The sequence below is a fragment of the Oscillatoria sp. FACHB-1407 genome, from assembly GCF_014697545.1.
Classification (GTDB): Bacteria; Cyanobacteriota; Cyanobacteriia; order Elainellales; family Elainellaceae; genus FACHB-1407.
The window spans coordinates 286,134-304,528 of record NZ_JACJSA010000002.1 but is presented as its reverse complement, the minus strand read 5'-3'; the positions used below and the strand labels follow the sequence as shown (position 1 = coordinate 304,528).

The window sequence follows — 18,395 nt, the reverse complement described above, 5'->3', positions numbered from 1 at the left end:
AGTGAATTGCTTGCTGATACTTATTAGCTTTATAAAGCTTCGAGATCTGATTCTAATAATGTAATGGTTGTTTCATATCCGATTCGACCCATTTCAGGTTCTGGACCCATTGGCATTTCAACGAGATAAGTCCAATGTCCTGCATCAGATTGGTAACTTTTAATTGTGCCTTCACCTCCAAGAAAGCGAACAGCTTGATCTCTGCAAAATCGGGGGGCGGTTGCAGTAAGAGACATGTGATTATCACTCCTTCAACGGGGTTAGATGATTGTGATGGGATGATGTAAACAGTAAAACTCGAATATTAACCAAGCTAAAAGCTAAACAAATTAGTGTTAAGTGTTAATCGAACGAGGAGCTTTCGAGATTAGCTTTTATCCAGTGCTGTATGAGATTAGTATTGATTGATATGAACCATTAATTACTGTTTTAGCGGAAGACCTGTTATATTGTCTCTACTGAAAGTCTTGAGCTTTCAAGTAATGATTATTTCCGGCGATATATTTAGTTGGAATTAGAAGTCATAGTGTTTATTAAGGTTCTTGTTTATCGGTAGCTATCGGCAATACAGAAAAAGTTCTCCAGTCCAGTTCTAACCTTGTCTCAATTAGAAGTTGGGTTAATGATAAAGCTATCTTAAAAAGATGAGAAAAGGGTGTAATTTTGATTAGTTTTGTACTTGCTTATTTTAAGAATGTAACGAATCATCAAACTCTAAACGTTGGTTGACTGACAAAAGCCTTGACCAGGCATTGGGGGAGAATCCCTAAACCCCCAGTGGGGAGGCAGTGGCGTCCCCACTGGGTTAAGCTTGGCGAAGTCAAAGCCTCTAGCAGAAGGTGTTTCGGTTCACCCAAAGGCGCGCTTTGCATCTATACCAAGTACGGGTGATTCTGGTTGGGTCAAGACTCGCGACAATGGCTCAAAGTCCCCCCGTTTTGAGAGATTTAGGGGGGTATAGTGACAGAAGAGGGATAAGACAAATTCCTGTGATGGCTGCGATCGCCCCCCAACCTAGCCCCAATCCCCCAACTTCTCCTAAAAAGATGCCCGTCTTGAGCCGCAAAATGGCTCCACTTGACCAGCCTATGGCTAATCCAAGTGCCCAGGCGATCGCACTCACCGCAATCCACCAGGCTGAATTTGAGACATGTCGTCGCAGTGCAAACCATTGGATTGCTCCTAAGATTGCTCCGACTTTTAGCCCATCTAGCCCACCATAGAGTGATCGCAACGTCACAGAATACATTTCCTGAGGCACTACCCATCCCAGAGCACCTAACTTGCTGTAACCGATCAATCCCCAAGCGAGTGTTGTCGCCGCAATCCACCAGACTGCTTGAGGAAGTCTTTGTCGCAACACCAACCACTGAGCAGTACCGATGATTAGCCCACCCATTACCCCCTGAAACCATCGAATATCAGGACGAAACCCAACTTCGATCCAATACAAACTGAGTAAAAAACCACAAATGGTTACACACATCCATTGCAACCAAAATCCAATTCCTGAATTCAGCGATGTCAACTCTTTGAGATGTGCCATAATACCAATTTGAGATCTTTAAACGAACAATTCTAGTTAATTACGAATGTGAAACGAGTCATTACATGAAGCCTTACCGCAAACTATAGCCGTAGCCCCATTTGATGAGCAGAGGCGAGTCAGGAAGCTTTTCCAGCATAGAGTTTGAGTCATTACCTTTGTTTTAAGCTTTCTAACCAAAGCTATATCAGAGTGGTTATGGCTTAGCAAAAAGTGTTTGAAAATTAGCCCGACGTTCTTTTGGGGATTCAGGAGTGAGATAACTCCAGAGTGTCTCCCAATAAAAGAAAGAAACTCCATTGAGATCAGCCTTGCGAACAGCCTCCACTTGCTGACGGATTTGTCGAAAAGTGATTGGTCGTCGCCATGACCCTGTTAGGATGGCGATCGCCACTGGGATGCGTTGTTGTGCGGCTCGTATAGAGGGTTGAGCTAACACTGCCTGAAAACTGCTCAAATCATTGCGGTAAACTTGCACCACTAACTCCTCGACCCACCCCCGGTTCACCCAGGTTTGCCAATCCTGCAAGTAAGCGTGATAAGAAAAAGCTTGTGGATTGGGCGAAAGACTGACGATACAGTTGGGGTCTAAAGCTTTCACCGTTTCAAAAATTCGCCCCATAAACGCTGTTAATCGATTTGCACGCCACTGCATCCATTCGGCATTGAGCGGATCGTTGGGAGGCTTTGCCCCATTGTGTTCCTGCTGATAGAGATTAACCGTGTAGGGGTCATAACCAAACTCTACGGGGAACCCAAAATGATCATCCAGTTGAATGCCATCAATGTCGTATTGCGTCACCACTTCGGTAATGAGATCGAGGAGAAATTGTTGCACTTCTGGATGGAGTGGATTGAGCCAGACGCGATCGCCCACTAACCGACTATAAATCTCTCGCCGTAACTGCTGTTGGTCGAGTTGGTTTTGGGTTGGGGTCAATAGGGTTTGCTCATGCTCGTGAAGTTCCAGGGTTTTTGTCCCGTTTTGCCGTTGGGTCAGCCATTCCGGGTGACGATACACTAACGTGGATTGGGCTGGAGCCATAAACCCATATTCAAACCAGGGAATAACTCGTAAGCCCTGCCGATTACCCTGTTTCACAATGGTAGATAGCACATCACCGCCCAGTCGCAAGGTGTTGAGCCAGGGGTCTTGCGATCGCCCAATAATCCGTTGAGCCGTTGCACTTGGGTAAAATGTGTGTCCCCGGTTCCACACGACAGGATAAACCGTGTTGAAGTTAAGTCGTGCCAACTGGTTTAGTGCTCGCTCAACTCCCCACGGTGCAAACAACACACCACTACCCACATTGGTCAGCCATACGCCCCGAACCTCTGTGGACTGGTTGGCGATCGGTACCGATCGGGGTGATGACATAGCCTGGATCAAAGCCATGCATAGTAGAACTACCATCAACGCAGCAAAAACGCGGGTTTTGAAGAGCCTTGTAATCACCTGAACCTGAAGCAAGCCACTCTGTTAACGTACTCATACAGGGTTACCTTCACAGGGGTTGATCTCAAAATCGGAATTTTTATGTGAAAACCCTGCATTCTTTCTTAATGAGTCTCGCTGTTTTTACAGAGATAGCCGTAGCCACATTCGATGGGGTGAAGGCGAGTCGGAAAGCTCGCCCAGAATCAGTACTTGAGCCATTGCCTTTGGCTTCAGCTTTTTGATCAAACCTATAATTCTCAAAGGGAGAATTCAGGCTGTTCTGTGTAAATGGCTGTAATGCTCAGTTCTTAACGATCCCAACACATTTCCGTAAACGGTCAGTAAAGACTGAACTTTTCAGTACTATCCCTTACAAATTCAACCGGAAATGCGGGAACTGTATCTGTAGTCTGCTGTAGAGGATGAGGGCATGAAGCAATCGCCTCGGTCAGCAACCCCTCTACCCTCACGCTACACACTTCAAAAGGAGCGTCTTATGCAATCCTCTCAAACGACCCAAACCACTGCAATCACTTCAGCCAATTCTGAACTCTCGATGTTTGCCCAAATGACGTCGTTGCTGTTTGGCTTTCTAGTATTAATTTGCTTACTGTAATAACGATGGTCATGAACAAGCTTTAAATCCCCGGAATCTCATGGACTCCGGGGATTTGGCAGTTTTAGAGAGATATTTAAGCGATCGCGTGAGGTTTTAGAACAACCTTGATGCAATTATCACGCTTGTGCTTGAAAATGTCGTATCCATGCGGAGCCTCATCTAGGGGCAGCGTATGGGTGATGACAAATGTAGGATCAATCCTGCCGTTTTGAATATGGTCTAACAAGGGTTGCAAATAGCGGTGGATGTGGGTTTGCCCCATCTTAAAGGTCAACCCCTTGTTAAAAGCGGCTCCCATCGGAACTTTGTCGAGGAATCCACCATAGACTCCTGCCAGTGAAACGGTGCCACCCTTGCGACAGGACACAATGACCTGACGCAGAGCCGTGGGGCGATCGGTTTCCAGGCGAACGGCTTGCTTAACTTTGTCATACATCGCCATCGCATCAGTACCGTGAGCCTCCATACCCACCGCATCAATACAGGCATCAGGACCCCGTCCCCCAGTCATTTCCTTAACGGCTTCCCCAACATCTACCTCCTCATAGTTGAGCACCTCTGCCCCTGCCTGCTTTGCCATCTCCAGACGTTCAGGGAAGCGATCGAAGGCGATCACTCGTTCTGCGCCGAGTAGAAAAGCACTCTTGATGGCAAACTGTCCAACCGGACCACAACCCCACACCGCAACGATGTCGCCCGGTTTGATGTTGCAGTTTTCCGCGGCCATGTAACCCGTTGGAAAGATATCCGTTAAAAACAAAACTTGCTCGTCGGTTAGACCTTCTGGAATCTTAAACAGACCCACATCGGCAAAGGGAACGCGGGCATACTGCGCTTGTCCTCCGGCGTAGCCTCCAAACAGATGGGAGTAGCCAAACAACCCTGCCGGAGAGTGACCCATCAGCTTTTCTGCCATCCAGGCGTTGGGGTTAGAGTTGTCGCATAACGACCACAAATCGCGATTGCAGAAGAAGCAGTTACCGCAGGAGATGGTGAAGGGAACAACAACACGATCGCCAATACTGACGTTTGTTACCTTTGATCCAACCTCGACGACCTCTCCCATAAACTCGTGACCGAGAATATCTCCAGACTGCATCGTGGGGATGTAGCCATCGTAGATGTGCAGATCAGACCCGCAAATTGCCGTGGAAGTGATTTTGATAATCGCATCACGCGGATTGATAATTTTAGGGTCGGGTATGTTTTCTACACGCACATCACCAGAACCGTGCCAGCAAACCGCTTTCATGAAATGACTCTCCAGTAGTTATGAGGGTTAAAGAAGAAACTTAGTAGCGAGCAGGGTAACGAGCAGGTTCACTCGCATCTTTGAGCGTGTCGCGAACGTCATCGCCAGCACCGCCAAACGCATCTTTGGTATTTTCTACGGCGGTATCAACCCGATTTTTCACCTGATTAAAAAAGCCTTTTGTACGAGAACCAGCAGCATCTGGATCAAGGGCGTCTTGCACGTTGTCCGCTGCATCTCGTACGTTCCGTCTCAAGTTGTCTTGAGCATTGTGAGTTTGGCGGGTATTCTCAGCAGGCATCGGAGCCGCTTGACGAGTTTTTTCGGCGGGTAAGGGAGAACTTGTCCACTCTCCGGTGTTGCCGCTATAGGCATAGGACTCAGTCTCAGGAGCAAGAGAACGTGCTGCTGCACTGGGGGCGATCGCAAAAACAACAGCACTCGCTACAAAAATAATTGTGATCAAAGAAATCGCTAGTCTCTCACTTGCTTTCTCGATCCATGCTATAAATCGATTCATAGTTAACCTCCTGAATGATATTTAGATGTGGTTTTGAAGTGATGGAATGTCTTCAGAAGTCCCCCTTTTTGAAGGAGGATTTACGGCACCCCGTGTATTGAACCAACTTGCACACGGCTGTATGAGAGAGGATCAGGATGAGACTTTGCTAGGGCTTAAGAACAACTTTGATGCATTGATCTTGTTTGTTTTTGAACATCTCATATCCCTGTTTTGCCTGGTCGAGGGGGAGGGTATGAGTGATCACATCAGATAAATCGATTTCGTCGTTCAACACTTTTTCAAGCAGCAGATTCATGTATTTCTGCCCATGCATCTGCCCCATTCGCATGGTCAATCCTTTGTTAAAGGCTGCACCAAAGGGCATTTTGTCGAGAAATCCGCCATAAACCCCCATGATGGAGAGTGTGCCGCCTTTGCGACAGGCAACCATCATTTGTCGTAAAACATGAGGGCGATCGAGTTCCAAACGTACGGCTTGCTTCGCTTTGTCGTACAGATCCGCGACACCTGCCGCATGGGCTTCCAGACCCACCGCATCAATACACGCATCGGGACCGCGTCCCCCTGTCATTTCTTTGAGGGCTTCCCCTGCGTCTACTTCTTCGTAGTTGATGATCTCAGCCCCACTTCTCTCTTTCGCCAGTTGCAACCTTTCTGGGAAGCGGTCGATCGCGATCACCTTTTCTGCTCCCATCATGTAGGCACTACGAATGGCAAACTGCCCAACGGCACCACATCCCCAGACCGCAACGATGTCACCGGGTTGAATGTCGCACATATCTGCGCCCATATAGCCCGTTGGAAAGGCATCCGAGATAAAGAGTAGCTTTTCATCGGGAATGTCTTTGGGAACCTTCACAACCCCCACATCCGCAAAGGGAACGCGAACATATTCCGCCTGAGCCCCGGCATATCCGCCAAACAGATGGGAGTAGCCGTAAATCGCAGAGGTAGCAGCACCGAATAGCTTTTCCTCCATTCCCCCTTTGGGGTTGGAGTTATCGCACAGTGACCACTGATCTTGCAGACAATGAGCGCAGTGACCACAGCCAATGGTGGAGGGTACTACGACGCGATCGCCCACATTGAGAGAAGTGACACCCCGTCCGACTTCGATCACTTCTCCCATAAACTCATGCCCAATAATATCTCCGGGCATCATGGTAGGAATGAAGCCATCGTAGATATGTAGATCTGATCCACAAATTGCTGTAGACGTAATTTTGATGATGGCATCGCGGGGATTAAGAATTGTCGGATCGGGTACAGTTTCAACCCGGACATCATTGGCACCATGCCAACATACTGCTTTCATGATTCATCCTTCAAAGGTGACTTTGCGTTTGAGGTTGATTTGTAAACGGAGGGGTTTGAATTAGCTGTTAGCCCGACAGGAGGGTTGCCCTTCCGTGGTGGCGATTTCTCCCGCTTCCATCAGTTGCTTAAAGCGTCGGAGTTCATCTCCCAATTGCTGTTCTGGCTCTTCACCAAACAGCTTGGCTACTGCTGCTGTTAACGCGCCTCCTGGTGGAGCGTATTCGATCACCACTTTGACCTCAGTACCGCGATCGGCGGGTGCGGGTTGAAAGCGGACAAATCCAGAGTTTTCAACGTCTGCTCCCTCAACCGATGCCCAGGCAATCAAACGATTGGGTTCATCGGTGATGGTTTCTGCATCCCATTCGACACTCTGTCCCATCGGTGCGTTAGCAACCCAGTGCGATCGCCGATCATCCAGTACTGTCACTGACTTGAGGTGCTTCATGAAGTTGGGCAGGTTCTCAAAATTGTGCCAGAAGGTATACAACTCCTCAGCCGACTTGTTAATAGTGACCGTTTTCTCGACTCGAATGGATTTGTTAAGCCCTGCTGCCTCACCAACTTTGCCTGCGGCTTCACCCACTTTGTCAGTGATACTTTTGTCGCTCGTTGCTCCGTGATAAATCATGCTGCCTCCTGCGATCGCCATTAACACACCCCGGAGCGATCGCTGTTGCAATCCCATCAGCACCATCGCGCCACCACCAACAATCGAAGCCCACTTTTCCTGATCACTCAAAGCGGCTTCTTGACCAGATCCAGGTTGACCTCCTGGCGGAATAGACTGAGAAAATTCTTGTTGTCCTTGATTCACAATTTCTTCCATGGTTTGGTTCCTTAAAGGGTTGACTTAAGCGGTGACAGCGGCACCTGTAGTGGGATGAGGCGGTTGCATAGAACTTTCGATCAGGCGCGCTTGATACAGATCAGCGACCCATTGCTCATGTTTTGCAATGTCTACATCCATTTGATCAAACAGCTCAACTGTTGTTGGGTCAGTTAGCTTATTGCGCAAGTTGTAAACATCAACGACACCCGTTTGTAGCTCGCCTAATGCTCGTTTCAAAACTTCAACATCACTATTGATGGACTGTAACCAGGTCTTTAGATCCGCATAAGCACCACTGACATCTGCTCTTAGAGATGGCTTTTCACCTAACACATCCAGTCGATTCTCAAGCCATTGAATATGCTTGGCTTTGAAGTCACGTACTCCTTCCAGGATGGATTTGACTTCAGGGTCAGAAGCTTTGCCAGAATAGGTTTCAAACGCTTCATAGGCATAGCGTTCGCCCCCAATCGCGATATTGATCGCATCCACAATTTCACTTTTGGTTGAGCCGCCCCATTCTTCACCCAACTTCCACCAACCTGCATTTGTATCGCTTACATCAGGTAGCGTCGTATCGGGTACTGTCAAGTCCAACACCTGCAAAATAGCTGTTGTGAAAATGGGCAGATCGCCAGGTCGGCGCGAGGTAATCAGATTGCCATCCACAACCAATGGTTGATCAACAAACTCAACCCCTGCGTTTTGCAAGTCTTTACGAATTGACCGAAATCCGGTCGCTTCTTTGCCTTTAAGCAGATCACCCTCAATTAAGACTTGAGGACCGTGGCAGATCGCGGCTACCCAAATGTCTTTAGCCATAGCATCTTGAACAAACCGTACCGTTTTCATGTTGGTACGCATTTTGTCTGGGGCAAATCCACCGGGAATAATGACAGCATCAAAATCTTCTGCACGAGATTCTGTAGTTGTGCCGTCTGCTTTAATTGACAGCTTTCCTTGTTTGCCTTTGTATTCTTCGTTGACACGAGAACCTAGTACGATGACTTCGGCTCCAGCTTTGCGGAGTGCATTGTAGGGAATTTGAAACTCCGCATCTTCAACTTTTTGTTCAATTAAAATCGCAACTCGCTTTTTACGAGTCTGACCGTTTTCTGTCATCGGGCTTCTCCTGTAAGGCGATCGACTCATGTGATGCTCTCAGGATCAGCTTATGTCTGGCGATCGCAACCCTCTTCGGTCTGGAGGCAGATCACCCTCTATGCTGTTGGGAGGGTGTTGACAACCCTCCTGAACTACAACGTTAACTACAACGTTTGAGTGACAAGAGATTTCTAGATTGTTGGATTTGAGTTGTGAGCTATAGCTCGTACAACCACTAATGAGTGTGGTTTTAAGCAGACCCAAGCTGTGAAAACCAAACTAGCGATTACAAGATGAGTCAGGTCGATTGTAGAGAGATAGCCATCTGCGATCGACACAATTCCTTGACTCACAACACTAAAAATACCAACTGCAAATCCGATGCACCAGACACTGCTGCGAAAAGCGATAAGATAATTGGCGTCTTTCAAGGGTTGATGGTTGTTATGCATGACTTAATCCGTCTTTTGAAATGATTTCAAAGTAAAAAGGCTGATGTTCAAAACAGATAATTAACTGGCAAGTAGAGATGGTTGTGGCGCAGATAGAGTGTAAGCCTGGGCTGTAGGAACTAAAACCCAACCAGCTTGCATCAATTTTTGATAGGTTGCCCAACCTTTTGAACCACCCCGAATTTTATAATCAGGAACTGAAAAAGCTGGTAGGGCAGTATAAGGCATCCAACGGTCATGAGATTGGAGACGTAGATGTAAAATCTTTTCACCATCTGTTCCTAATTTAGGAAGCCAACACATTTGTCCAGACATACAAAACTCCTTCTAGAGTTGAATAACGTTGTAGTGGATTACATTCATTCGTTTACGAATAAACAAGTTGTAATGCTCCTTATACTTCATGTTCTATCGAGGAAGATGAACTCCTGTCTCTACCCGGAGTTAAACTATTGCACTCAAAACATCTCCATCTGATGAAGAGGCAATTTAAGTTAATGCGTACAACGATTAATCTATTAACTAATAGAAATTGAAGAATGACTTACAGAGTATTAGTTTCAGAGATGTTCAATACATCACGCTAGTAACGATCGATTGTGTCGAGATTTACCAAATCTTGGCTAAGTTTCATTCATGAAGTGTTATCAAACGCGATCGTTAATTAATCGCTAACGTTTATTTCACCGATCGAAGTTCACCTGCGCGGACGCGGTGCATCAAAGTTCTTTGGAACCTGCGTCGGTGAGTTTTGCTCCTATTGCTGCGACTTCAATCACCCAGCATCAAAGATTTATCAGGCAGTCAGGTCTGTATCGAGCGTTGCTGAAAGCAGATGTGATTCTCAAAAACTAGTTACAGTTGTACGAGCCTTTCACAAAACGCCCGTGAAATTCATCTATTGAATCAGCAATATCCTCTGTCTTTATTCTCTGTTCTCTGACGTTCCACGCTCTACTGCTAAAGTAACGCCTTTCGACAGATTACTTTAAGCCGTAAGTTGATTGAACTAGGAAATATAAACCTTTGTAAAGCATCGCAGCAACACAAGGATAGCGCGGTTACCCGCTCAATCAAGCCATGGCATTCAAGACTATTGACTCTACAACAGATTCCGAAACAGCCGCTGTACGCTCCAACATTGCACTCCTGGTAGCAGCAGGAGTTGTTTTAGGAATGGCGATCGCAGGTTTTTTTGATGGCATCGTCATTCACCAAATCTTGCAATGGCATCACATGGTGACAACGATTCGACCTGCTACAGATTTAACCAATTTGGAGATCAACACATTTTGGGATGGCGTGTTTCACATGGGCACCTCTGTCCTTGCTGTGATTGGGTTGACGTTGCTTTGGCGAGCATTGCGGCAAGAGAGCGCACCAAGATCAGCACAGCCCTTGATCGGTGCAGGGTTAATTGGTGCCGGATCATTCAACCTGATTGAAGGGTTGATTGATCACCATCTTTTAGCCATCCATCATGTCAAACCGGGTGTAAATCAGGTTGCCTGGGATGTGGGGTTTCTTGTCGTGAGTGCGGTTCTAGTTGTGAGCGGCTGGGTTGTTTTAGCAAATTTTTTAACAAATCATCAACCAGGGGAATAGGAATCATGCAGTTAAAACCAATTCACGAACAAGTAGTTGTTGTTTTTGGCGCGTCAAGTGGGATTGGACGCGAAACAGCCCTTCAGTTTGCGCGTCAGGGTGCAAAAGTAGTGGTATCGGGTCGCAGCATTGAAGGATTAACCTCAGTGTTGGATGAAATTGAGCAACAGGGTGGATCGGCGATCGCCTTTCCCGCTGATGTAGCCGACTTTGATCAAGTCAAAGCCGTTGCTGACAAAGCAGTGGACTACTTTGGACGGTTAGACACCTGGGTTCACTTAGCCGCTACCTCAGTCTTTGCAACTTTTGACAAGATTACCCCCGATGAATTTAAGCGGGTCATTGATGTCAACCTGAACGGACAAGCCTATGGCGCGATGGCAGCGTTGCCCCATCTGAAGCGGGAAGGGCGCGGTTCATTGATTCATGTTTCCTCGGTTGAAGCACGGCGATCGCTCCCCTATCAAAGCCCTTACTCTGCTTCTAAACACGGCATTGAGGGATTTCTGGATGCATTGCGGTTAGAACTGCTGCACGAAGGCTGGGATATCAACGTCACCAATATCATGCCAGCGGTGATCAACACACCGTTTTACAACAAAGGTAAGACCAAACTGGGGGTTAAACCAACTGGATTACCTCCCTACTATCAACCCAGCCTGGTTGCAGAGGCAATTTTGCATGTGGCAGAGCATCCGACTCGTGACATGATTGTGGGCGATGTCGGCAGAATTGCAGACCTGCTTCAGCGGATTTCTCCAGGTTTGATGGATTCCTTGTTGTTAGCCCTTGCCTTTAAGGGACAACTGACGGATGAGCCACGATCTGAAGACGCACCCAATAATGTGTATGAACCCGTTGATGAGTACAACCGCGTCGAAGGTGATTTTGGGCATTTGGCAATTCCCAGTGTGACGGATTGGTTTGATCGCAATCCAACGGTTAAGTGGGGGGCGATCGCGGCGGCACTATTGGGTATCGCGGCGGTCACGGGTATTACTTCACCGGGCGATCGCTAAACGAACACGATGGCTGTTAATACCCATCTGCATGGCAATCGCAACAAACGGTCTGAGAGTTGGTCTCCCCTATAGCCACTCGTTCTTAAATTTGGTATGACAAAAGGGAAAGTTGTTTGTGGAGATGCGAGTCATCGCCTCTCTTGCCATTCTTCATTCCCTTGGTCTAATGTCCCCCTCCCCGCGATCGCTGCCTCCACTGTCCAGAATTTTGCTGATCCTGTGTCTGATTGCAGCATTATTCAGCATTGCCTGGGTTGTGTTTAGTGGAAACCAAGTGCGCGAGTTGACGTTGGCAGCGGGTGACCCCGAAGGGGAGAGCTATATTCTCAGTCAGGCGATCGCCCATGTGATCACCGCCAACAATCCTAAATTGCATGTCACCGTCATTGCCACCAGTGGCAGTGATGAAAATCTGAAGTTACTGGAGAGCCATAAAGTTGATCTGGCAACAGCTCAGGCGGATGTGCCTGCGGGTGCGTCGGCGCGGGCGATCGCCGTTTTGTATCGCGATCTGTTTCAACTGGTGGTGCGGCAGGATGCGGGGGTACATCAATTTACCGATCTGGCAAATCGCCCCATCTTGCTGCAACCCAACAGCGGTGAGTATTACTCCTTTATGGAGCTAGCGACCCATTATGGATTCAATCTCAGTAGCTTTCAACTGAACTTTGTCAGCAACCAACAAGCCGACGAGTTGTTTCGACAAAGGAAAGCGGATGCCCTGTTTCGGGTGCGAACGCTCAACAACGAATACATTACACAGGTCGTGCAACAGGCACAGGGGCAACTTCTGCCATTAGAGCAGGCAGAAGCCTTGAGAGTTCACCATCCCACCCTGGAGCCTGCGGTGATTCCTAAGGGGGTTTATCAGGGAAATCCCGCGATTCCCCTGACAAATCTACCGACAATCGCGGTTCCTCGTCTGTTTCTCACCAGCACCCGATTAGATAACGCCACAGTGCGAGAGATTACACAAATCCTGGGCGAACATCGTCGCGAGATTGCCAATGCGATTCCCGATAAACACGCCGAAATTCGTCCCCTCGTGACCAACTTTAAGCGACCTAGCCCCACCGCTGGCACAGGAATTCCTCAGCACCCTGGAGCGATCGCCTACTATGAACGCGATCGCCCCACCCTCTTTTCCAGCGTCACGTCTTTTCTGATTAAAAATGCAGGTTTATTCATCGCCATTAGCACGTTACCCGCAGGCAGTTTAATTGGACTGTGGGAATGGTGGCAACGTCTGAAACAACGGGCTGATGAACGCAAAATTTTGGCGGATCAGTACGTTCAAGCGGCTATCCAGAATATGGATATTGAGACGAATTTGCATCCCCAATTGCTTCAAAAACAGTTACGAGAAAAACAGAATGCCCTGGAACAAGTATTTAACCAGGCGGCGGATGATCTCGTTCGTGAAAACATCTCTCAAGAATCATTCCGCACGTTTAATGAAGCCTATAAAACCACTCGTGAAGTCTTAGAGCGATGCATGGCGTTGGCTTCTGAAGAACTCTTAGATCACTATATTAAACAGTTAGTAGACGTATTACAGTCTCCTCCTGAGAACTCAGTCATCACTCAAGAAAAACTCAATGACATTCTAAAACAAGTAGAAACCAGTCTAATTGACAAAGAGATTTCCCAGGAGTCGTTTCGCACGTTTATCGAAGCCTACAAAACAACCCGCGATATCTTGCAGAATTCCTGACAGAGCTATTTACTCAAATACAGGCGACCACATTTCAATAACAGGGAGTTCCCATCCTGGTAATAGATCAGGCACCACTAAAATATCTCCATTGGCTAAAGCGATCGCCTCCTGATCAAGACGATATACCTTTACTGTTTGGTCTTCAGGATTAATCAGGATACCAACCGTTGTCCCCAACTCCAGGAATTGCCTAATTTTCGCTTCTAAAGTCTCAACATTATCAGTGGGAGATTTAACCTCTACCATCAGATCAGGAGCCAGTTCAGCAAAACTGCGGGGACTGCGCTTGAGCCGTTCCGCTTTAACAAAGGATGCATCTGGTGCTTTCACATCCGAATTAGGCAGTTTGAAACCCGCACTAGAAGCACTGACTCGACCCAACCGTTGACTATCAACCCAAGGAAAGAGTTTGCCGATGACTCGTGCAGCCACCTCATCCGACTCATATCCGGATGGACTCATAACCCTAATTTCTCCGTTAACCAGTTCCATTTGATGGTCTGGATATTGAGCCTGGAATTGTAAGAGGTCATCAGTGGTGAGGGGCATTGCCTATCATCCTCATTCAAATTTGACACTAATAGCTACTATTTCATCTATCTTAACCGATGAGCGATCGCCCTATTTCTCTGCATTAGGTGAAGAATCGCTCAACTGTTTTCTTGCCTGATTCAAGGCTTCTAATACCTCATCTAACTCCAGCACCCAGTAATCCTTAGATTCTGTATTCGGTGAGGAGTAAATCTCAAGCATTGGCTTGTCTTCTTCCCACGAGACTTCGGCAAATTGGTGATTACCATACCAAATTTCTACAACAATCCTTTCCCGGTCAGGAAGACTAGCTAAGTTCATTGTTAGTTTCATTACCACTCCCCTATTCAATGCTTGATTTCGGCATTGCTGAATGTAAACATGATTTCCCTCCTCGCGAAGCGGGGCGCAGCCCTCGCCAACCCTTAAGGGAGCTAAAATCTGGTTCCCTCTCCAGGGGGCGAGGGTGAGGGCTGATTGGCAATTCATAGTTCCGTTCAGCAAGGTCTTGATTTCCGTTGCTCAAATCTCTGCCAAATCTCGTCGTGTTTATCAGCTAGGAGAAATTTGCCACAAACATGCTTCTCGTCAGTTAGGCAGTATATTCCTGGTGGTTTTTTGTAGATAGAAGCTGATTCCCATGTATCAACAATAAGCAACTCTATATTGCATACTGGACAAAGTACTTTACCCCCTCGTTTGTATACATCAAGGACTTCTGCAATGTCCTCTGTATCAGTTTTATAGACAATTGAAGTCATAGTATGATCGCCTCACTTAAACACCAAAAGAGAGAGCATCAATATACGGGATAATTGCAATTATAGTTAGTGCTTCTCCTATGAATCCATACTCCATCTTGAGTCAAACGCAACGGCAACGAGTCAGCGACGGCAAACAGGTTTCCATCTTGGAGGGATGCGAGTCTGCCGATCGCCTGTTAGTGCTAGTTCTACCTCAGCTCGGTGACTTTGACAGTTTGGAATATGCCTGGTGGCTGCACCGATCGGCTAAGGAATTGCAAGCGGCAGAGATTACAGTGCGAGCAGTGGGCATCGGCGATCGCTCCTCTGGGGAACGCTTCTGCTCCTACACCCAATTTCCAGAAGATGGGCTGTTTGTTGACCCAAAGGCTGAGTTGCATCAGCAATTGGGATTGTACAAAGGATTGTCGCTCAAAGTTCCTGCATTCTCGGCAGCACAAAATGCCTGGTTAAACCTACTGCTGATGTGTGCGGGGTTGGGCAGTCCGGGAACGCTTGCAGAGGTGTTTCGGGGATATCGGGGCGATCGCAACGCTCCCCAGTTAATTGCGGAGGATGAGGTAGTCCAGGCGACTCCATTGCCTCCATTAAAGGGATCAGCCTTTAATCTGGCGGGTGGAACGGGGTTTCAGCGTCCCTTTGAACTGGCAACCCTACGCCTACGCAATATGAGCGAAGCATTGAGCCATTGGAAAACTTACGTTCCCGATGCAGCCTACATCACTCAACGGGGAGGGACTTTTTTGTTTGATGGTAGCGGCATCTTGCTGTACGAACATCGCGATCGCGGTATTTTGGGATTTGCATCGAATATGAGCAATCCACTCTCATTTTTGCCATTAAAGGGACGCGATTAATCACGTCCCTTTCGCTCGTATCTGGTGTTGATCAACGAATGCGGCGCAATCGTCCGGATGTCTGATCTGTCGGGCGACGTTTTGCCAGAACCAGAAGCGCGATCGCCACAGCCCCCATTCCCAGAATGTTTCCGGGTTCAGGTACAGAGACAGCATTGAGTGGATTGTTGGGTTCCGTCAGTTCGTCCTGACCGTTTTCAACCTCGCGGTTAAAGCGATCGCCACCCGCTTCTGCCTGTCGCAACAGTTCCCGTTGGCGATCGTTAACCAACACCAACATAGAGGAGTAGGGTGTGACAATCTCAGTCGTCTTGGCGATCGCATGAACCTTGTCCAGTGCAGCAAGTTGGGTCATATCCTGCTCGCGACTCAGTTGCAAAATCAACTGTCGTGCTGCTAACGGAGCAAACGCATTACTTGCGGGATGATTGGTTGATTGTGTGGCTTCAGGGGCAACAGCTTCCACCGTCCAGGCATAGCCATCGGTGACACTGGCGACCTCTCCTAACTGAGCCTCAGTTGCCAATCGGCGCATCACTTCAGCGACATCATTTGCTACTCCCCCACGACCATCCTGAATGGCTTGCAACACCTGATCTGCATAGGCATGGGGCAGTTTATCTCCCAGGTGAACCAGCCACAGGGGAGGCAAAGTGTCTGGCAAATCGACTTCATCCTGCGATAACTCGTAGCTGCCTTCATCGGTTAGTAAGAGCACCGCATCGTAAGCCGTTTGCCCCCGAAGTTGAGCGAACTGCCACACCATCTCATCCGGTTGCAATGTGCCGTAGAAGGTGGTTTTAGCGACATCAAAGCCATGAATATCATCGATACGTTGGGGATTCGCTCCGGTTGATGCCGTCAGATATAGATCTACTACGTTCTGACTCCGGTGCTGATTCAACCAGTCAAAGGTTTTTCGCAATTCATCCGTGTGAGTTGCCATGCTGCGAGAGCTATCCAACACCAGGGCAAACCGTTTGCCTTGGGGTAGGGCATACTCCTCAGCTTGGAGTGGGCGAGCCGTAATGCGATATCCATTCATAACCGCCTGATGCAGCGATGGAGTTTGGTGGTGAGCAGGTCGTGCTGCTTCCAGCCAATCCTCTGAGGATACGTTAGCAGGACGCCCATCCCGACGACGAATGGTGTCAGCATTCCAAAAGATATTGCGCTTTTCGCTCAAGTGAGGCAATGCCCACCCATCTGCCTGCTGCATCACTTTGTAGGTCATCCAGAGATGCAACTGTCCCGGTTCGTCTCTGACCTGTGCTGGAATCGGGAATACGCGCAAGCGATATTGTTGTGGACCAACCTGTTCCAGCAATGCCGGATCTTCTGCAATCGCTGTTATTGCCCGTTCCACCTCGCCGTTATAGACCTGCTGGGCTGCTCCGCGTGGTGACACAACAAAGCGGAACCGTTGGTCGCGATCGCTATTGGTTCCCAACCAAACCCCAGTGATCACTGCACTTTCGGGTAATGAGAAAGAGTAAAAGATTTCCTGAGCTTCAAACGTCGGGTTCTCGTATTGCTCATACAGTTCCACCTCCGCCCAGTCACCCTGTTCTGTTACGTTGACACGCTGTTGAGCCAATCGCACTACCTCCTGATTGATGTTGAGCAGACCTGCCTTGATTGCATCCCGATTAGAAGTGGATTGCAGCGCATGTTGAATTGCCTCCCGCTCTGCTCGTTGAATCGGAGTATCAAAGAATTGAGCATAGAGGTGAGCCGCTTTTTCGCCATCTGTGCGATCGCCATTGTAGAGAAACGGTGAGATCCAGTGATTGTGGAAGTCTTGCCAGAACTGGGCTTGCGGTCGGCTCAGCCCAAACACAGCTATGTACATTTCCCGCAACTGATTACTCTCGACCCACGAACCTAAATAGCGATAGGCGTGCAAATAGGCGTTGACTAACCCATCCCGAATCTCATTGGATTTGGCGACTAATTCCTGTCGGGCTTGTGGCGTTTGGGCGGGTTGTTCTAATAGCTGAAAGGCTTGCACTTGCGGTTGCTGCTGCAACATACCAAACACGAGACACCAGGCGATCGCCACACTCACCGTACTGGCAATAGCTTTGGTCCGCCCATATCGTTCACCAAAGGCTGAAAACACGCGCCACCAGGAACGGCTATAGAGGCTGATCATGGCGAAGGGCATCGCAAAAAATAGCGTTGCGCTAACGCCAAACAAGATTAGAAAAATCGGTACCCACCAAACTGTGGCAATTGGGTTAGTAATCAAATTATTCCAAAATATCCAAAGCCACTCAAACCTGAAGAAGTCGTAGAGAAAAACACACAGTGCAGGGATAGTGTAGAACGCCAGCAATACCCCCAGATAGGTTCCGATAATCAGTAACAAGCTGTGAGCAGCAATTTGCAGCCATGCGAGCGATCGCTTTTGGGCGATAAACCCCACTAACAACTCGATGGTAAAAACTCCGATACACAGTAACACTGTTCCCAAGATTTGGCTGCTAGCTGGCGTCAACTCCCGAATGAGGAACAACCGCAGAATACAGAGGGCAACCAGTGGGGCTTCCACGCCGTAAAACAGCCGCATTAGCTTTACTGGATCGCGTCGTAGTACCACTCCAATCCCAGTACAAGCGAGTGGCACAATCAACAACCCTAGCAGGCTCAACGCTAACGTGGGAGGCACTCGACCTGCCACCATATCCTGGACAAGCCAGATCCCCATGGCGGGCAAGAGCACTCCATAGGCGATCGTCAGGAAGGTAAAATTCCAGAGCCAAAAGATGAGGTGATAGAAAGAATGGAGGCGATGGATGGGTTTCATAAGAAGT

At 48.1% G+C, this 18,395-nt stretch carries 16 protein-coding genes; 4 read left to right on the top strand and 12 right to left on the bottom strand.

The window, feature by feature from the left end; translation table 11 throughout:
• Positions 1-29 precede the first annotated feature (29 nt).
• From H6G89_RS04565 to H6G89_RS04525, 9 genes are all read right to left on the bottom strand, one after another.
• Entirely contained in the window at positions 30-236 is a 207-nt protein-coding gene (locus tag H6G89_RS04565) for a hypothetical protein (protein WP_190504082.1), read from the bottom strand.
• Positions 237-922: 686 nt separating this feature from the next.
• Complete coding sequence (locus H6G89_RS04560; protein ID WP_190504081.1) at positions 923-1,546, bottom strand: hypothetical protein; 624 nt, start codon at positions 1,544-1,546, stop codon at positions 923-925.
• 196 nt (positions 1,547-1,742) lie between these two features.
• Positions 1,743-2,924 (bottom strand): glycoside hydrolase family 10 protein, encoded by a 1,182-nt coding sequence (locus tag H6G89_RS04555; RefSeq protein ID WP_242059822.1) that lies wholly within the window; start codon positions 2,922-2,924, stop codon positions 1,743-1,745.
• Between the two features lie 752 nt (positions 2,925-3,676).
• A complete protein-coding gene (locus tag H6G89_RS04550) occupies positions 3,677-4,855 on the bottom strand; it encodes a zinc-dependent alcohol dehydrogenase (protein WP_190504079.1) in 1,179 nt (392 codons plus the stop codon).
• 40 nt (positions 4,856-4,895) lie between these two features.
• Positions 4,896-5,375 (bottom strand): hypothetical protein, encoded by a 480-nt coding sequence (locus tag H6G89_RS04545; protein ID WP_190504078.1) that lies wholly within the window; start codon positions 5,373-5,375, stop codon positions 4,896-4,898.
• Positions 5,376-5,523: 148 nt separating this feature from the next.
• Positions 5,524-6,693: a zinc-dependent alcohol dehydrogenase gene (locus tag H6G89_RS04540; protein WP_190504077.1), complete on the bottom strand. Its 1,170-nt coding sequence runs from the start codon at positions 6,691-6,693 to the stop codon at positions 5,524-5,526.
• A gap of 60 nt (positions 6,694-6,753) precedes the next feature.
• On the bottom strand, positions 6,754-7,524 hold the full coding sequence (locus H6G89_RS04535) for an SRPBCC family protein (RefSeq protein ID WP_190504076.1): 771 nt from the start codon (positions 7,522-7,524) through the stop codon (positions 6,754-6,756).
• A gap of 24 nt (positions 7,525-7,548) precedes the next feature.
• Complete coding sequence (locus H6G89_RS04530) at positions 7,549-8,649, bottom strand: DJ-1/PfpI/YhbO family deglycase/protease (RefSeq protein ID WP_190504075.1); 1,101 nt, start codon at positions 8,647-8,649, stop codon at positions 7,549-7,551.
• A 494-nt stretch (positions 8,650-9,143) separates the two neighbouring features.
• Positions 9,144-9,398: a hypothetical protein gene (locus H6G89_RS04525; protein WP_190504074.1), complete on the bottom strand. Its 255-nt coding sequence runs from the start codon at positions 9,396-9,398 to the stop codon at positions 9,144-9,146.
• Between the two features lie 765 nt (positions 9,399-10,163).
• Between H6G89_RS04525 and H6G89_RS04520 the strand changes: the two genes are divergently transcribed.
• The 3 genes from H6G89_RS04520 to H6G89_RS04510 all read left to right on the top strand — a co-directional run bounded on the left by H6G89_RS04520 (position 10,164) and on the right by H6G89_RS04510 (position 13,424).
• On the top strand, positions 10,164-10,688 hold the full coding sequence (locus H6G89_RS04520; protein ID WP_190504073.1) for a DUF2243 domain-containing protein: 525 nt from the start codon (positions 10,164-10,166) through the stop codon (positions 10,686-10,688).
• Positions 10,689-10,693: 5 nt separating this feature from the next.
• Positions 10,694-11,707, top strand: coding sequence for an SDR family oxidoreductase (locus tag H6G89_RS04515; protein WP_190504072.1), 1,014 nt, complete (start codon positions 10,694-10,696; stop codon positions 11,705-11,707).
• A gap of 169 nt (positions 11,708-11,876) precedes the next feature.
• A complete protein-coding gene (locus tag H6G89_RS04510) occupies positions 11,877-13,424 on the top strand; it encodes a TAXI family TRAP transporter solute-binding subunit (RefSeq protein WP_190504071.1) in 1,548 nt (515 codons plus the stop codon).
• Between the two features lie 9 nt (positions 13,425-13,433).
• Here H6G89_RS04510 and H6G89_RS04505 read toward each other — a convergent pair whose 3' ends face one another.
• Both H6G89_RS04505 and H6G89_RS04500 read right to left on the bottom strand, forming a co-directional pair.
• A complete protein-coding gene (locus tag H6G89_RS04505; protein WP_190504070.1) occupies positions 13,434-13,976 on the bottom strand; it encodes a Uma2 family endonuclease in 543 nt (180 codons plus the stop codon).
• A 72-nt stretch (positions 13,977-14,048) separates the two neighbouring features.
• Complete coding sequence (locus H6G89_RS04500) at positions 14,049-14,291, bottom strand: hypothetical protein (RefSeq protein ID WP_190504069.1); 243 nt, start codon at positions 14,289-14,291, stop codon at positions 14,049-14,051.
• Positions 14,292-14,799: 508 nt separating this feature from the next.
• Here H6G89_RS04500 and H6G89_RS04495 point away from each other — a divergent pair.
• On the top strand, positions 14,800-15,579 hold the full coding sequence (locus H6G89_RS04495) for a peroxiredoxin-like family protein (protein ID WP_190504068.1): 780 nt from the start codon (positions 14,800-14,802) through the stop codon (positions 15,577-15,579).
• 31 nt (positions 15,580-15,610) lie between these two features.
• On the opposite strand, the gene H6G89_RS04490 is transcribed toward H6G89_RS04495, so the two are convergent.
• Positions 15,611-18,388: a TIGR02921 family PEP-CTERM protein gene (locus H6G89_RS04490; RefSeq protein ID WP_190504067.1), complete on the bottom strand. Its 2,778-nt coding sequence runs from the start codon at positions 18,386-18,388 to the stop codon at positions 15,611-15,613.
• Positions 18,389-18,395: the final 7 nt, after the last annotated feature.

What these genes read in the sequence shown, in the direction of transcription:
- H6G89_RS04500 (WP_190504069.1), bottom strand. Translation starts at nt 14,291, where the DNA reads ATGAAACTAACAATGAACTTAGCTAGTCTTCCTGACCGGGAAAGGATT.
- H6G89_RS04490 (WP_190504067.1), bottom strand. Translation starts at nt 18,388, where the DNA reads ATGAAACCCATCCATCGCCTCCATTCTTTCTATCACCTCATCTTTTGG.
- H6G89_RS04545 (WP_190504078.1), bottom strand. Translation starts at nt 5,375, where the DNA reads ATGAATCGATTTATAGCATGGATCGAGAAAGCAAGTGAGAGACTAGCG.
- H6G89_RS04525 (WP_190504074.1), bottom strand. Translation starts at nt 9,398, where the DNA reads ATGTCTGGACAAATGTGTTGGCTTCCTAAATTAGGAACAGATGGTGAA.
- H6G89_RS04550 (WP_190504079.1), bottom strand. Translation starts at nt 4,855, where the DNA reads ATGAAAGCGGTTTGCTGGCACGGTTCTGGTGATGTGCGTGTAGAAAAC.
- H6G89_RS04535 (WP_190504076.1), bottom strand. Translation starts at nt 7,524, where the DNA reads ATGGAAGAAATTGTGAATCAAGGACAACAAGAATTTTCTCAGTCTATT.
- H6G89_RS04565 (WP_190504082.1), bottom strand. Translation starts at nt 236, where the DNA reads ATGTCTCTTACTGCAACCGCCCCCCGATTTTGCAGAGATCAAGCTGTT.
- H6G89_RS04505 (WP_190504070.1), bottom strand. Translation starts at nt 13,976, where the DNA reads ATGCCCCTCACCACTGATGACCTCTTACAATTCCAGGCTCAATATCCA.
- H6G89_RS04515 (WP_190504072.1), top strand. Translation starts at nt 10,694, where the DNA reads ATGCAGTTAAAACCAATTCACGAACAAGTAGTTGTTGTTTTTGGCGCG.
- H6G89_RS04510 (WP_190504071.1), top strand. Translation starts at nt 11,877, where the DNA reads ATGTCCCCCTCCCCGCGATCGCTGCCTCCACTGTCCAGAATTTTGCTG.
- H6G89_RS04495 (WP_190504068.1), top strand. Translation starts at nt 14,800, where the DNA reads ATGAATCCATACTCCATCTTGAGTCAAACGCAACGGCAACGAGTCAGC.
- H6G89_RS04540 (WP_190504077.1), bottom strand. Translation starts at nt 6,693, where the DNA reads ATGAAAGCAGTATGTTGGCATGGTGCCAATGATGTCCGGGTTGAAACT.
- H6G89_RS04555 (WP_242059822.1), bottom strand. Translation starts at nt 2,924, where the DNA reads ATGTCATCACCCCGATCGGTACCGATCGCCAACCAGTCCACAGAGGTT.
- H6G89_RS04520 (WP_190504073.1), top strand. Translation starts at nt 10,164, where the DNA reads ATGGCATTCAAGACTATTGACTCTACAACAGATTCCGAAACAGCCGCT.
- H6G89_RS04560 (WP_190504081.1), bottom strand. Translation starts at nt 1,546, where the DNA reads ATGGCACATCTCAAAGAGTTGACATCGCTGAATTCAGGAATTGGATTT.
- H6G89_RS04530 (WP_190504075.1), bottom strand. Translation starts at nt 8,649, where the DNA reads ATGACAGAAAACGGTCAGACTCGTAAAAAGCGAGTTGCGATTTTAATT.